Source organism: Streptomyces sp. NPDC059456 (assembly GCF_042750055.1).
GTDB lineage: Bacteria > Actinomycetota > Actinomycetes > Streptomycetales > Streptomycetaceae > Streptomyces.
This window is the reverse complement of record NZ_JBHYVA010000200.1, coordinates 1-12,449: the sequence shown is the minus strand read 5'-3', so window position 1 is coordinate 12,449 and position 12,449 is coordinate 1. Positions and strand designations below refer to the sequence as shown.

The 12,449-nt window shown below is 75.3% G+C and carries 12 protein-coding genes; 2 read left to right on the top strand and 10 right to left on the bottom strand.

The features are described 5' to 3' along the window. Positions 1 to 1,628: class I adenylate-forming enzyme family protein (locus ACFXA3_RS19185; RefSeq protein ID WP_385188202.1), on the bottom strand; the 1,628-nt coding region annotated here is incomplete at its 3' end. A gap of 157 nt (positions 1,629 to 1,785) precedes the next feature. Here ACFXA3_RS19185 and ACFXA3_RS19180 point away from each other — a divergent pair. Continuing rightward, positions 1,786 to 2,250 (top strand): nuclear transport factor 2 family protein, encoded by a 465-nt coding sequence (locus tag ACFXA3_RS19180; protein ID WP_385188200.1) that lies wholly within the window; start codon positions 1,786 to 1,788, stop codon positions 2,248 to 2,250. Positions 2,251 to 2,317: 67 nt separating this feature from the next. On the opposite strand, the gene ACFXA3_RS19175 is transcribed toward ACFXA3_RS19180, so the two are convergent. The 6 genes from ACFXA3_RS19175 to ACFXA3_RS19150 all read right to left on the bottom strand — a co-directional run bounded on the left by ACFXA3_RS19175 (position 2,318) and on the right by ACFXA3_RS19150 (position 8,226). After that, a complete protein-coding gene (locus ACFXA3_RS19175) occupies positions 2,318 to 3,607 on the bottom strand; it encodes an FAD-dependent monooxygenase (RefSeq protein ID WP_385188198.1) in 1,290 nt (429 codons plus the stop codon). Between the two features lie 5 nt (positions 3,608 to 3,612). Continuing rightward, positions 3,613 to 3,876, bottom strand: coding sequence for an acyl carrier protein (locus tag ACFXA3_RS19170; RefSeq protein WP_385188196.1), 264 nt, complete (start codon positions 3,874 to 3,876; stop codon positions 3,613 to 3,615). 100 nt (positions 3,877 to 3,976) lie between these two features. Then, positions 3,977 to 5,251, bottom strand: coding sequence for a ketosynthase chain-length factor (locus tag ACFXA3_RS19165; protein ID WP_385188194.1), 1,275 nt, complete (start codon positions 5,249 to 5,251; stop codon positions 3,977 to 3,979). After that, positions 5,248 to 6,513, bottom strand: a complete 1,266-nt coding sequence (locus tag ACFXA3_RS19160; RefSeq protein WP_385188192.1) for a beta-ketoacyl-[acyl-carrier-protein] synthase family protein — start codon at positions 6,511 to 6,513, stop codon at positions 5,248 to 5,250. Before ACFXA3_RS19160 ends, ACFXA3_RS19165 begins: the two co-directional genes overlap by 4 nt. Then, complete coding sequence (locus ACFXA3_RS19155; RefSeq protein ID WP_385188191.1) at positions 6,510 to 7,277, bottom strand: thioesterase II family protein; 768 nt, start codon at positions 7,275 to 7,277, stop codon at positions 6,510 to 6,512. The genes ACFXA3_RS19160 and ACFXA3_RS19155 overlap by 4 nt, the downstream gene beginning before the upstream one ends. 127 nt (positions 7,278 to 7,404) lie before the next feature. Continuing rightward, complete coding sequence (locus ACFXA3_RS19150) at positions 7,405 to 8,226, bottom strand: AfsR/SARP family transcriptional regulator (RefSeq protein ID WP_054223074.1); 822 nt, start codon at positions 8,224 to 8,226, stop codon at positions 7,405 to 7,407. Between the two features lie 210 nt (positions 8,227 to 8,436). On the opposite strand from ACFXA3_RS19150, the gene ACFXA3_RS19145 reads away from it, so the two are divergent. After that, the gene (locus ACFXA3_RS19145) at positions 8,437 to 9,411 is read left to right on the top strand and encodes a BTAD domain-containing putative transcriptional regulator (RefSeq protein ID WP_385188190.1); all 975 of its coding nucleotides are present in this window, start codon (positions 8,437 to 8,439) and stop codon (positions 9,409 to 9,411) included. Here the strand turns inward: ACFXA3_RS19145 and ACFXA3_RS19140 are convergent. From ACFXA3_RS19140 to ACFXA3_RS19130, 3 genes are all read right to left on the bottom strand, one after another. After that, the gene (locus ACFXA3_RS19140) at positions 9,402 to 10,298 is read right to left on the bottom strand and encodes an MBL fold metallo-hydrolase (protein ID WP_385188204.1); all 897 of its coding nucleotides are present in this window, start codon (positions 10,296 to 10,298) and stop codon (positions 9,402 to 9,404) included. The genes ACFXA3_RS19145 and ACFXA3_RS19140 overlap by 10 nt on opposite strands. 365 nt (positions 10,299 to 10,663) lie before the next feature. Next, positions 10,664 to 11,485 carry a 4'-phosphopantetheinyl transferase family protein gene (locus ACFXA3_RS19135; protein WP_385188188.1) on the bottom strand — a complete coding sequence of 274 codons (822 nt, stop codon included), beginning with the start codon at positions 11,483 to 11,485 and terminating at the stop codon, positions 10,664 to 10,666. Beyond that, a complete protein-coding gene (locus ACFXA3_RS19130) occupies positions 11,482 to 12,288 on the bottom strand; it encodes a hypothetical protein (RefSeq protein WP_385188187.1) in 807 nt (268 codons plus the stop codon). The genes ACFXA3_RS19135 and ACFXA3_RS19130 overlap by 4 nt, the downstream gene beginning before the upstream one ends. Between the last annotated feature and the right edge of the window lie 161 nt (positions 12,289 to 12,449).

Here is a 12,449-nt window from a genome sequence, read left to right as displayed (position 1 = left end):
GCGGCGGGGCCCACCGGGGGCGGGGGCCCGCCGGCCGCGGCCGCGGCCTCGGCGGCGGCGCGGCCGCGCAGGCTCTGGCGCAGCGCGCGCCGCTCGGGTTTGCCGACGTGGTTGCGGGGCACGGCGTCGAGCACCTCGACGCGGCGGATCTGCTCGAAGTCGTTGAGGCGGGCGTTGGCGCGTTCCACGATGGAGTCGACGACGTCGAGCAGGCCGGGGGCGGTGGGGTCGCGCAGCACGATGCCGGTCCAGACGAGCGCGCCGTGCACCGGGTCGGGCCAGCCCGCCACGATGCACTCGGCGACGCGCGGGTCGGCGCCGATGACGTCTTCGACCCCGCTGGGCGAGACGAGTTCGTTGTCGTACTTGAAGACGTCGTCGAGCCGGTCGACCAGGAACAGCACGCCGTCCTCGCCCACGTATCCGATGTCCCCGGTGGCGAACCAGCCGTCCGAGTCGACGGGCGGGGGCAGGCTGTCGTCGAGGTAGCCGGCCATCACCTGCGGGCCGCGGACCTGGACCTCTCCGGTGGCGTACACGTCGAGCGGCGTGCTGGAGTCCACGGCGACGATCCGGCATTCGGTGCCGGGTACGGCAGCGCCCACCGAGCCGCTCTTGGGGTGGTGCGGGTCCTGGCAGTGGGACAGCGGGGAGAGCTCGGCCAGCCCGTAGCCCTGGATGACGGGCACGCCCAGGCGTGCGCGCAGGGTGCGGGCGGCGGTCGGGGACAGGGCGGTGCCGCCGGAGAGCACGGCGGTGAGGCGGCGCCCGGCCGGGAAGTCGTGGGTGAGCCGCTCGTCCTGGGCCAGCCGGTGCAGCCGGGCGGGCAGCCCGTAGTAGTGGGTGGCCTCCGCCCGCTCCGCGGCGGCGAGCGAGGCGACCGGGTCGGGGTCGGTGCACAGCACCTGGCAGGCGCCCGCGTACACGCCCGAGTTGAGGTGCATCACGTGGTAGAGCGGCAGGTGGTTGAGGGTGACCGAGTCGCTGCCGAGATCGTGCGCGGCGGCGGTCTGGGCGGCGTTCGCCACCAGGTTGCGGTGGGTGAGCCGGACGCCCTTGGGGCGGCCGGTGGTGCCGGTGGTGAACTGGATGCAGGCGTCGCCGTCGAGGTCGACGGCCCCGGGCAGCTCCGTCCGCTCCGGCGCCGACTCCAGGACCACGGCCAGCGGGACGGCGTCGCCGGGGACCACGCCGTCGGGCGCGTCGGTGACGACGACGGACCGCAGGTGCGGCAGCCGGTCGCCCAGTTTGGCCAGGAGTTCGGCCGTGCCGGCCGGTACGAACGCCACCTCGACCTCGGCGGTCCGCAGGACGTGGACCAGGCCCGCCTCCTTGATCAGCGGGTTGACCAGCACCACCGTGTTCCCGCTGCGCACGGTCCCGTAGTAGGCGGCGGCGAAGACGGGGTCGAGGACGTTGGCGACGCCGATCCGCGCCCCGCGCCGGCCGAGGGTGTGCTCCAGGTACGCGGCGAAGCGGTCGGCCCGGGCGTCGAGCTCGGCGAAAGTCACCGTCGTCGTGACACCGGCGCCGGTCGCGGTCCGGATCGCCCGCCCCGCGGGATCCCGGACCGCCGCCCGGCGCAGCAGGCCGTCGAGCGGGAGTTCCGGGTACACGAATCTCGGCATGGTGCTCTCCTCCTGGCTCCCGAACGGGCGGCCGCGGCTGCGGCGGTACCCCCAGACCCTGTCGGCCCAGCGTGGGCAGCGGCGCTTGAGGAGTCTTCGAAGAGCACTCGATCCGTGCCGCAGATGCTGTGGGGAACCGATGGAACGGAGTCCCGCGATGACCACGACGATCGCCGCCGAGGCGTCCCCCCGCCCGCCCCGGGAGCGGGAGTTCGGGCTGCTGTACGCCGAGGTCCAGCAGTTCTACTCGCGCCAGATGCAGCTGTTCGACTCCTTCGAGGCCGAGCCGTGGGCGGATACGTTCACGCCGGACGCGGTCTTCGACGTGCCGACGCTGCCGGCCCCGGTGGTGGGGCGTGCCGCCCTCGCCGCGAACGTCCGGCGCAACGGGCAGGTGCAGGCCGGCAGCGGTGAGCAGCTGCGGCACTGGCTCGGCATGCTGGACGCGCGGCCGCAGCCCGACGGCTCGGTGCACACGCGCAGCTACGCCCTGGTGTACCTGACCCCGCGGGGCGGTGAGTCGAAGGTGCACCGGGTGTGCGTGATGGAGGACGTCCTGGTGCCCGCGCCCGGCGGCTGGCAGGTCGCCCACCGCCTGGTGACGCGCGACGACCTGCCCTGACCGGGCGGCCCGGGAGGCCGGGGCGGCCCCGGGAGGCGGGCCGCCCGGCGCGGGTGCGGGGCCGGGGCTACGCGTCCTGGCGGGCGGGCAGCGGGGTGAACAGGTCGGTGCGGACCCCGGCCGGGTCGGAGCCGTGCGCGACCTTCCGGGTGATCTTCGCGCCGATCGGGGTGCGGGTGACGAGCGCCGCGGCCCGGGCCCGCAGGAAGTCGGCGGCGGGCCCGCCCCCGCCGAACATCATGCGGGCCTGCATGACCTGCATCCGGTGCACGGCGGCCGCCGCGGGGGCGCGCCGGTCCCGGTAGGCCGCGAGGCGCTGCGCGGTCGGCTGCCCCGCGGAGAGCGCGGAGACGAGTACGGGGTGCAGTGCGGCGGCGTCCTGGAGGGCCAGGTTGATGCCCTGGGCGCCGATCGGCCCGTGGGTGTGGGCGCTGTCGCCGAGCAGGACGAGCCCGTCGCGCACCCATTCCGCGGCGTGCGAGGCGAACACGTCGAGCAGGGTCAGGTCGGCCAGGGAGGTGATCTGCTCGTGCACGAGGTCCGCGAACGGGGGCAGGGCCGCGGCCAGTTCCCGCCGGACGTCCTCGATGCCGCGCCGGACGACGCCGCGCCAGCCGCCGTGCGGCAGGGTCCAGCCGATCCGCAGCCGGTCGGGGTGGGTGTCGTGGACGAGCAGGGCGCTGCCGGCCGTGCGGTGCACCCGTACCCGCCCGGTGGCCCGGCCGGGCGCGTCGAGCGCGAACCACACCACGTCGTGGGCGAAGGACTCGCGGCGGCCGGCGTCGATCCCGGCGAGCGCGCGGGTCTTGGAGAACCGGCCGTCGGCGCCGACGACCACCTGGGCGCGCACGGTGACGGGCTCCCGGTCGGGGCCGTTCACGACGGCGCCCGTGCAGGGGCCGTACCGCCGCTCCTGGCGGAGGGCTGCGATCCGGTGGCCTTCGAGCAGGGTGAGGCCGGGCAGCCGCCGGCAGGCGGCGAGCAGTTCCCGGAGCAGGTGCGGCTGCGGGAGGGCGAGCAGGTGGTCGTACGGGGCGGGCAGCCGCCCGTAGTCGATGTCGAGGAGCACCCGCTCCCGCTCCCGTACCTGGAACCCGCCCAGGCGCGCCGCGCCGTGGGCCGTGGCCGCGGCGAGGACGCCGAGTTCGTCGAGGATCCGCTGGCCGCCGGGCTGGAGGATCTCGCCGTGGAAGTCGCGGTGGAACGCGGTGGAGCGTTCCACCAGAGTGACGCGGACGCCCGAGCGCAGCAGCATGAGCGTCAGGGCCAGCCCGGCGGGTCCGGCGCCGATGACGCAGACGTCCGTGTCGATGGCGTCGCCGGCGCCGACGCCGGCGGTGGCTGCCTGTTCGCGCACCGGAATCAGACCGCGGCCCGTGCGGCCAGCACCTCGTTGACCATGGCGAGGTAGCGGCGGGGGGTGTCGGCGTCGTCGAGGGCCTCCTCGTCCAGCAGGACCTCGTACTCGCGCTCGATGTACCCGGTGGTCTGGAGGACGGCGAGCGAGTCGTAGCCCAGCTCGAACCAGTTCAGGTCCAGGACGTCGCCGTCGAGGTCGACGCCCTCCTCCTCGCCCGCGCACTCGCGCAGGATGCGCTTCAGGTCGTCGAGTTCCAGCCGGTCCATGGTCTCCCTCTGTTCTGGTGGGTGATGGGGGGGGTGAGCGGTGATCGGGGGTCCGTGATCAGACGTGTGTGATCAGGCGTACGTGACCGGACGCCCGGGGTCAGGCGTCCGGGGCGCGGACGACGACGGCGGAGTTGAAGCCGCCGCGGCCGCGGGCCAGCACGAGCGCGGTCCGCAGCGGCAGCCCCAGGGCGGGGCAGGGCGCTCCGGTGACCAGGTCCAGCGGGCAGTCCTCGGCCGGGAGCTCGGTCCCGGTGGTCGGCGGGATCAGCTGGTCGCGCAGGGTGAGCAGGGCGGCGGCCACGTCGAGGGCCGCGCCGCCCGCGGCGAGCCGCCCGGTCATCGACTTGGGCGCGGTGACGGGCACCCCCCGCGGGCCGAACAGTGCGGTGATCGCCTCGGCTTCGGCGCGGTCGGCGGCGCGTTCGCCCGCCGCGTCGGCGAAGACGACGTCGACCTCGTCGGGGTGCACGCCCGCGTCGGCGAGGGCGAGTTCGGCGGCCGCGCCGAGCCGGGAGGTCCCGTCGGCGTCGAAGGTGGCGGCGTGGCCGGCGATGCTGCCGTACACGCGGGCGCCGCGCCGGCGCGCCTCCTCGGCGCCCTCCAGCACGAGGAGCGCGCCGCCCTCGCCCGCGACGTGGCCGCTCGCGTCCTCGGCGAACGGCAGGTAGGCGCGGGCGGGGTCCTCCCGGTCGGTGAGCCCGCCGCCGGCCAGGTAGGCGGCCCAGCCCCAGGAGCACAGGGCGGAGTCGATGCCGCCGGTGACGACGAGCTCGGCGCCCTTTCGGATCTGACGGCGGGCGTGGGCCATCGCGTCGAGGCCGCCGGCCTGCTCGGAGACGATCACTCCGGAGGCGCCGCGCAGGCCGTGCCGGATGGAGATCTGGCCGCTGTTGACGGCGTAGAACCAGGCGAAGGACTGGTACGCCGACACGTGCTGGCCGCCCTTGCTCCACAGCGCCTGGAGCTCCTGCTGGCCGAACTCGAAACCGCCGAAGGAGTTGGCGGTGACCACGCCGGCGGCGTGCTCGGGCAGCTGCGCGGGGTCGGCCCCCGCGTCGTCGAGGGCCTCCTTCGCGGCGGCGAGCGAGAGCCGGGTGACGCGGTCGGTCTGCGGCAGCAGCCGGCTGGACACGTGGTCGGCGTCGACGAATCCGGGCACCTCCCCGGCGAGCTTCGCCGGGTAGCCGCTCGCGTCGAACCGGCTGACCGGCCGGATGCCCGAGCGGCCGCGCAGGACGGCGGACCACCAGGCCTCGGTGCCGAGCCCGTTGGGGGCGGCGACGCCGATGCCGGTGACGACGGGGGCCGCGGTCCGCGGTCGGTTGGCGGCGGGTGCGGAGGCGGGGGCAGGGGCGGCGACTGCGGTGGTCATCGGTCCGCCTTCAGGTTCGGGCTGGTCAGGATCATCGCGCTCTGGAACCCGCCGAAGCCGCTGCCGACGGTCAGGACCCCGTCGGTGCGCTGCCGGCGGGCGGTCAGCGGGGTGTAGTCGAGGTCGCAGGCCGGGTCGGGCTCGTGCAGGTTCGCCGTCGGCGGGACGGTGTCGTGCTCGATGGCGAGGGCGCAGGCGGCCACTTCGAGGGCGCCGATCGCGCCGAGCGAGTGCCCGATCATCGACTTGATCGAGCTGACGGGGACCTCGTACGCCCGCTGTCCCAGGCTCCGCTTGAACGCCTCGGTCTCGTGCTTGTCGTTCTGCTTGGTGCCGGAGCCGTGTGCGTTGATGTAGTCGATGTGCTCGGGCTCCAGCCCCGCCTCGGCGAGAGCGGCCGTGATGGCCGCGGCCATCTCGATCCCGTCGGGCCGCAGTCCGGTCATGTGGTACGCGTTGCTGCGCGAGGCGAAGCCGGAGATCTCGGCGTAGACGTGCGCGCCGCGGGCGCGGGCGTGCTCGTACTCCTCGATGACGAGGACGGCCGAGCCCTCCCCGAGGACGAACCCGTTGCGGGTGCGGTCGAAGGGCCGCGAGGCGGTCTCCGGTTCGTCGTTGCGGGTGGAGGTGGCGCGGATGGCGTCGAAGCAGGCGGCGGTGATCGGCGTGATGGGCGCCTCGGCCGCGCCGGTGACCATCACGTCGGCGCTGCCCTCGCGGACGAGGTCGACGGCGTGCCCGATCGCGTCGAGTCCGGAGGTGCAGCCGGTGGACACCAGCGCCACGGGTCCCTGGGCGCCGACGGTACGGGCCACCTCGGCCGCCATCGAGCTGGGGACGAAGTAGTCGTACAGGTGGGGCACGGCCTTGGTGTGGTCGACGAGCGTACGGGTGCCCCGCTCGCTGACCACCCCGTACTCGGCGTCGAGTCCGGTCGTGCAGCCGAGCGCGCTGCCGAGGGTGACCCCGGTGCGCGTGGCGTCGTACGAGCCGGCCAGGCCGCTGTCGGCGAGGGCCTCGCGGGCGCTGACGACGGCGAACTGGGCGGCGCGGTCCAGGCGCCCGGACTGTTCGGCGCTCAGTCCGGACTCCTGCGGGTCGAAGTCCGCCTCGGCGGCGATCCGGGAGCGGAATCCGGAGGCGTCGAAGAGGGTGATGGCGCGGGTGGCCGTGCGGCCGTCGGTCAGCAGCGACCAGAATTCCTTGGTGCCCGGGCGGCCCGGGGCCACGACCCCGATGCCCGTGATGACGACTCGTCTCATCGCCCTTCCCCCTGTCCTGTCTGGTCGCGGTGGCCGCGCAGCACCATGCGCGCGGCCCGGCCGAGCATCCGGGGCAGTTCGCCGCCCCGGACGAAGAAGTGCCCGCCGGGCACGGTCCGGCGGACGAGCCGTCCGGTGGTCCAGCGCTGCCAGCCCGCGGCGGCCTCGGCGCCGACGAGGGGGTCCGCGCGGCCGGTGACCGCGAGGACGGGCACGGGCAGCGGGCCGGGCGCGGTCGGCGCGGTGGCGGCGGCCCGCAGGTTGCGGGCGAGCCGCAGGTCGGCGCGGAGCACGGGGAAGACGGACCGGAACCACACGTCGCCCGGCTGCACGCCGGGCGGCAGCGCGTCGAACCGGTCCAGGACGCGCAGCAGTTCCGCGTCCGAAAGCTCGGCCGAGTTCGCGAGGGCGGCCGGCAGGTCGGGCGGCGGGCTGGCGCCGACGGCCAGCAGGGCGGGCATCGCCAGCCCGTACTCCCGGGCGGCGTGGGCGACGGTCAGGGCGACCGTCGCGCCGAGGCTGTGCCCGTAGAGGATGTAGGGAGCGCCTTCGTCGGCGATCTGCTCGAACAGGGGTTTGAGGTCGGCCAGCAGCTCGTCGCGGCCGGTCAGCCGGATCTCACGGCGCCGCTCGTCGCGCCCGGGCAGCAGCCAGGGCGTGGTCGACACCGCGCTCCCGGCGGCCTTGTCCCACCGGTAGAACGAGGACACTCCCGCCCCCGCGTGTGCGAAACAGTGCAGCCGTACGGCCCGTCCGTCGCCCATCGCCACCTCCCAGGAACCGCACCACGTAGGTATCGAATCTCACCGACCTCACTTGAGACCGGCTCGAACCCGTGTGTACGGCCCCTCCCGGGAGGGGACTCGGGGCGGGCGGCGGCGGGGCCGGGCCCTATGCGGCGTACAGGTCGAACGTCGATCCGCGGCGCGGGCCCGCCACCACGTCCAGTGCCGGATCCACCGTCAGCATCGCCTGGTGCAGGCGCTGCAGCTGCGGTGACGGCTCCACTCCGAGTTCGTCAATCAGGCGGTTGCGCAGCCTGCGGTAGACGTCCAGGGCGGTGGCCTGGCGGCCGGACCGGTACAGCGCGACCATGGCCTGCGAGTGCAGGCCCTCGTGCTGCGGGTGCCGGGCGATCAGCTCGGTCAGCTCGGCGATGACCTCGACGTGGCGGCCGAGGCGCAGGTCCGCGTCGATGCGCCGCTCGACGGTCACGAGCCGGCTCTCCTCCAGCCGCATGACCTCGATCTCCAGGATCGGTCCCACGCGCACGTCGACCAGCGCGGGGCCGTTCCACAGTCCGAGCGCCCTGCGCAGCATGTCCGCCGCGCGCTCGTCGTCCCCCTCCTCGTACGCGTGCTGTCCGCCGACCACGAGGGTCTCGTACGCGTGCACGTCCACGGCGTCCGGCGGTATCTGCAGCAGGTAGCCGCCGTGCCGGGTCGCGAGCACGTCCTTCGCACTGCCCGGGACGCCCGGTCCCATGGCCGTGCCCAGTCTCCTGCGCAGCTGCAGGATGTACGTCTGCAGCGTCGTGAGCGCGCTCTGCGGGAGGTCGGTGCCCCAGATCTCCTCCATGAGGGTCTGCACGGGCATCACCCGCCCCGGATAGAGCGCGAGCAGCGCCAGGATCTGGCGCGGCTTGCCAGCCGTCGGAACAATCGAGCCCCCGTTGACCTCGGCACTCAACGGACCCAGAACCTGAATCTTCACGGTGTCCTCCGCATTTCGTCGAGTTCCCATCGATTTTCAGCCTTCGACTCCGGCACGGTAGCGGTGCCCACTGCGGTGTCCCGGAATTCTTGAGCAGCTGTCGAGCAGCCCTCCGCCCCACACGGTTGCAGGGTAAAAGCAAGCTGATAGATTCCACTCAGGGGATTAAAACCGGCACATAATTCATTTCGCCGGGAGGGGGCACGCACCATGGACGACACCGGGGCGGACTTCCGCGTCCTGGGCCCGGTCGAGGTGCTCGACCGGCGCTCGGGGACGTACGTCGTGCCCTCCGGTGCCAAACAGCGGGCGCTGCTCGGCGCCTTCGTGGTCCGGGCGGGCCAGGTGCTGCCCGCCGACCGGCTCATCCACGAGCTGTGGGGCGACCGGCCGCCCGTCGGTGCGGCCAACGCGCTGCACGCCCACGTGGCCCGGCTGCGCCGGCTGCTGGACGGCGCGGGCGGCCGGGAGTGGATCGCCACCCGTTCCATGGGCTACCTGCTGCGACCGGGCGGGGCCGGCACGGACGCCCAGCGCTTCCACCGGCTGTCCGCCGAGGGCCGGGCGGCGCTCGGCGCCGATCCCGTGCACGCGGCCCGGCTGCTGACGGGGGCGCTCGCGCTGTGGCGCGGCCCGGCGCTGGAGGGCAGCGGGCAGGGCCCGCTGTGCACGGCGGAGGCGGACCGGCTGGAGGAACTGCGGCTGACCACGCTGGAGACGCTGTACGACGCGCACCTGCGCAGCGGGCGGCACGCCGAGGCGGCCCCGGAACTGGAGCGGCTGACGGCCGGCCACCCGACGCGGGAACGGCTCTACGACCTGCAGATGCTCGCCCTGTACCGGTGCGGCCGCCAGACGGAGGCGCTGGGCGTGTACGAGCGGGCCCGGCGGAACCTGCGGGACGGACTCGGCGTGGAGCCCGGCCCGGCCCTGCGCGTGCGGATGGAGGCGATCCTGCACCACGCGCCGGCCCTGGCCCTGGCCGCTCCCCCGCCCGTTCTCCCGGCCCCGCCGCCGGCCGCGGGGCCGGACCCCGGGCCGTCGTCCGTGGACGAACTGGGCCGTGCGATCGCCGACCTGGGTGAGCGCATCGAGGCCCTGGGCCGCGAGCAGCAGGCCCTGATCCTGCGGTTCAACCACCTGACGGCCGCGGTCCCGGACGGAAGCCGGCTCCCTCAGGCGTGACACTCCGGCGGCCGCCCGTGATGGACGGTCATCTCCCGGAACAGCGCCCCGACGTCCAGCGGCGAGCCCTCGGGCAGCCCCTGCTCCTCGGCGTAGCCGCGGTGCAGGTTGGGCAGCAGCCGCTCGGTGTCCAGCAGTTCGGCGTACGGACCGAGGTCGGTGGCGCGGGCCAGCTCCAGCGGGGTCACCCCGGCCGCGACGCCCTCCCGGGCCAGGTCCTGGATCCGGCGCAGGTAGCCCGCGTTGACGTCGAACACCTCGGGCCCCGCGACGGGCCCGTGACCGGGCACGACGGTGGTGGCCCCGAGTTCCCGCAACCGCTCCAGGGCCCTGAGGCTCCCCGCGACGGACCCCATGACGCAGAACGGCGTGACCCCGTTCATGACGAGGTCTCCGGTGAACAGCACGCCCCGGTCGGGCAGCCAGACGACGGTGTCGTCGGTGGTGTGGGCCGCCGGTCCGATGTGGATGAGCTCGGCGCGGACGTCCCCCACGTGGAGCGTCGTCCGGTCCCGGAAGGTCAGTTCGGGCGGCCGGACCTCGATGTCCCCCCAGCACACGTCGGGCCACAGCCCGGCCATGTGCAGCCCGGCCGTCCGCACCATGGTGCGGGTCCGCTCGTGCCCGATGGTGAGCGCCTCGGGGAAGAGGAAGTTCCCGTACGTGTGGTCGCCGTGGAAGTGCGTGTTGACGAGCGCCCGCGGAGCCCGCCCCGCCAGCCCCAGCGCGGCCTGCCGCAGGTGCCGGGCCCGGCCCTCGGTGGCGACGGTGTCGACGAGGGCGCTGTGACCGCCGTCGACGAGGATGCCGGCGTTGTTCAGGCACCAGCCCCCCGGGGGCTGCACGTACGCGTGGACCCCGTCCCCGACCTCGACCACGCCACCCATGCCCCGCACGCCCCACCTCTTCCTCGAAGATCCTGAGGAGAATTCTCGACCGCCGCACCGAACCCGCGCTCGATTCCTCCTGGAATTCCCGTCGAATTCCATCCCCGGCCCCCGCTTTCCGGGTTCACCTCAATCAAAGGTCAAGCGAAATTCCCACGCCCCCTGTTTCCGCCCCTTTCCGGCCGTCACCGGAAATCTCCGGCCCGCCCGCGGGGTCGGCCGGGCCGGTCCGGTCCGATTCGGTTCGGTCCGGTTCGGCGGCGCTCCGCCGCGAGCGGGTTTTCGCGGATCCCGGAACGCCGAAACCGCCGCCCGGAGGGGGCGGCGGCGAGGGCGGCCGACGGGAGGCCGCCGGGCGGGCGGGGTCAGTCCCCGGCCGGTTCCGGGAGGACCAGGCGGCGGGGGGCCGCCCGGCCCCAGGGGAAGCCGTGGTGCAGGTGCACCGCCGGCGGCCGCGCGGCGTCGACCTCGACCGCCACGGACGCCAGCACCTCGGGCACCGGCTCCACCTCCAGGAACCGCCACCGCACCGCCGAGTCGTCGGCCGGCGGCCGGAACGCGAGGACGCCCCGGTCCTCGGCCAGGGTGAACGCGAAGGAGTCGAAGGGCAGTCCGAGCCCCAGCCCGCGCGCCTTGGAGTACGCCTCCTTCAGCGTCCACAGCCGCAGCGCCCGCCGGTCGCGCGGACGTCCCGGCGCGGCGCGGGCGATCCACTCCTGCTCCTCGGCGGCGAACGTCGCGATGATGTTGTCCAGTCCCCGCTCGCCGCGGTCCAGCCGCTCCACGTCGACGCCGATCCGCAACCCGCGGGACACCCCCAGCAGGTTGTACGCGTTGGCGTGCGAGAGGTTGAAGTCCAGGGCGCCGGCCCCGCGCGGCAGCCCTCCGGCCGGCGTCTGGAGGAACGGCCGCCCGCGCGAGGAGCGCCAGATGACCGCCTCGGCTTCGGGGATGCCGGTCTCCAGCGCCAGTACCCGGCGCACCAGCGCGTGGGCGACGAGGTACTGGCGGCGGTCGCGTTCGAACAGGAAGCGGCCGGCTACCTCCTGTTCGTTCTCGTCCAGCCAGTACGAGGCGAGCGTCGCGGCGATCCCGGGCGCGAGGTCCTCGTTGGGGCAGAACCACAGGTTGACCGGGGCCGGCCCGGTCTCCCCCGGGCCCGCCGGGTCGAAGGGCGGCGCGGTCATGCGGGGCCCTCCTCGCCGCCCAGCCACAGCGGGACGCGCAGGAACGCGGACGCGGGCAGCGCCGCCCCGGCGGCGGCCGCCGGGCGGGCCGGCTCCAGTGCGGACCAGTCGACGTCCAGCCCGGACAGCCACAGGCCGCGCAGCTGGTGCAGGTGCCCGGCCTGCCAGAGCGCGGCGAGGTACCCGTCCGTCTCGGGTACGGAGCCCAGCCCCAGCGGGTCGGCGCCGCCGTCCCGCAGATCGGCGCAGGGCGCACCGTCGCGTACGAACTGCTCCAGCACCCGCACCAGTTCGGCGGTGTCCGCGACGACGGCCGCGAACCGGCAGTCCATGGCGGCCCGCCCGGTGCGCAGGGCGCGGGCGAGCCCGGCGAGCGGGGGCACCGGCCCGGACCCGCCGAGCAGCTCGGCGAACCGCCGGGCGGTGGCGGCCAGGTGGGCCGGGGTGGGGGCGGACAGCACGAACAGCTCGGCGGCGCCGACGGCGGCCGGCTCCGCGCCCTGCGCCGTGGCGGCGGGCAGGTACTCCTCCAGGACCACCTGGGCGTCCGCGCCGCCGGCCCCGCGCACGCCGACGCAGATCCGGCGCGGCACGTTCCCCTCGCCCTGCCAGGGCTGTGCCTCGGGGCGGCCCGGCGCGGGCGCCAGGGTCCGGTGGCGCAGCTGGAGCACGGCCCGGGTCAGGGCGGCGGCGCCGGTCGCCGCGCCGGCGTCGCCGACGAGTGCGCGCACCGACCCGGCGTCCTCGTGGACGGCGGCGGCCGACGCGTCGACACCGGCCGCGCGCAGCGCCTCGCGCAGCACGCGCGGCGCCGGTGCGTCGGCGGGGGCCTCGGCCGGGGCGTCGGCCGGGGCGTGGGGGCCCGCCGGACGGGGCGGCCCGGCGGGCCCCCGACTCGCCCCCCGCCGGGGCCGGGGGGGGGGGGGGGGCGCCCGGGGGGGCGGGGGGGGGGGGGGGGGCGCGC

Excerpts from the sequence above, each read along its gene's own strand:
- ACFXA3_RS19165 (WP_385188194.1), bottom strand. The coding sequence starts at position 5,251 with ATGACCACCGCAGTCGCCGCCCCTGCCCCCGCCTCCGCACCCGCCGCC.
- ACFXA3_RS19135 (WP_385188188.1), bottom strand. The coding sequence starts at position 11,485 with ATGACCGCGCCGCCCTTCGACCCGGCGGGCCCGGGGGAGACCGGGCCG.
- ACFXA3_RS19180 (WP_385188200.1), top strand. The coding sequence starts at position 1,786 with ATGACCACGACGATCGCCGCCGAGGCGTCCCCCCGCCCGCCCCGGGAG.
- ACFXA3_RS19160 (WP_385188192.1), bottom strand. The coding sequence starts at position 6,513 with ATGAGACGAGTCGTCATCACGGGCATCGGGGTCGTGGCCCCGGGCCGC.
- ACFXA3_RS19155 (WP_385188191.1), bottom strand. The coding sequence starts at position 7,277 with ATGGGCGACGGACGGGCCGTACGGCTGCACTGTTTCGCACACGCGGGG.
- ACFXA3_RS19170 (WP_385188196.1), bottom strand. The coding sequence starts at position 3,876 with ATGGACCGGCTGGAACTCGACGACCTGAAGCGCATCCTGCGCGAGTGC.
- ACFXA3_RS19145 (WP_385188190.1), top strand. The coding sequence starts at position 8,437 with ATGGACGACACCGGGGCGGACTTCCGCGTCCTGGGCCCGGTCGAGGTG.
- ACFXA3_RS19140 (WP_385188204.1), bottom strand. The coding sequence starts at position 10,298 with ATGGGTGGCGTGGTCGAGGTCGGGGACGGGGTCCACGCGTACGTGCAG.